The sequence below is a fragment of the Amycolatopsis sp. NPDC003676 genome, from assembly GCF_053587275.1.
In genome coordinates, this window is the sequence record NZ_JBSFNS010000449.1 from 1 (window position 1) to 1,027 (window position 1,027).

Consider the following 1,027-nt stretch of genomic DNA (forward strand, 5'->3'; position numbering starts at 1 on the left):
GATCGGCGAGGGCATGGCGGTGGCGATGATCGCCACCGTGCCACCGCGCGGTCACCACGCCGACGCCACCGCGCGCCTGCTGGCCGACGGGACCTACGAGATCGGCGTCGGCACCGCCGAATTCGGCAACGGCACCACCACGGTGCACGCGCAGCTGGCCGCGACCGCGCTGGCCACCACCGCCGACCGGATCCGGATCCGGCAGTCCGACACCGATGTCGTCGGGCACGACACCGGCGCGTTCGGGTCCACCGGCACGATGGTCGCGGGCAAGGCCGCCTACGCGGCCGCCCTGGAGCTGCGCGCGATGCTGCTGGCCAGGGCCGCGAAGGTCAGTGGGCATCCGGAACGCGACTGTGTGCTGGAGGCGGGCGGGGTGCGGTGCGGGACCGACCTGATGACCGCCGAACAGCTGCTCCCCGACGGCGAGCTGGTCGCGCACGGCACACACGCGGGGACGCCACGCTCGGTGAGTTTCAATGTGCACGCGTTCCGGGTGGCGGTCCGGCCGAGCACCGGTGAGGTGCGGATTCTGCAATCGATCCAGGTGGCGGACGCGGGCACGGTGGTCAACCCGGTGCAGTTGCGCGGCCAGGTGGAGGGTGGTGTCGCCCAGGCGCTGGGCACCGCGCTCTACGAGGACATGCGCACCGACGCGGGCGTGGTGACCACCCGGACGCTGCGGCACTATCACATTCCGCAGTTCGCCGATCTGCCCCGCACCGAGGTGTATTTCGCCGAAACCAGTGACGAGTTGGGCCCGCTGGGTGCCAAATCGATGAGTGAGTCCCCCTACAACCCGGTCGCGCCCGCCCTGGCGAACGCGATCCGCGACGCCGTCGGCGCCCGACCGGACCGATTACCGATGACCGCCGACCGCGTGTGGCGGATCATCGCGGAAGGAGCCGCCGGGTGAACTCCCAGCTACCCGAACATATCCGTGCCCGCATCGACGCCACCCTCGACGCCGTCGACGCAGGTCTGCGGACGCGCTACCCGGGCGCGGGCGACCGGATCCAGCCGGTGC

General features: G+C 71.6%; 1 protein-coding gene. It reads left to right on the forward strand.

All coding sequences use genetic code 11. The features are described from left to right. The coding region (locus ACWDNU_RS47150) for a xanthine dehydrogenase family protein molybdopterin-binding subunit (RefSeq protein WP_449673620.1) at nt 1–916 on the forward strand (916 nt) is incomplete at its 5' end. Nucleotides 917–1,027 lie beyond the last annotated feature (111 nt).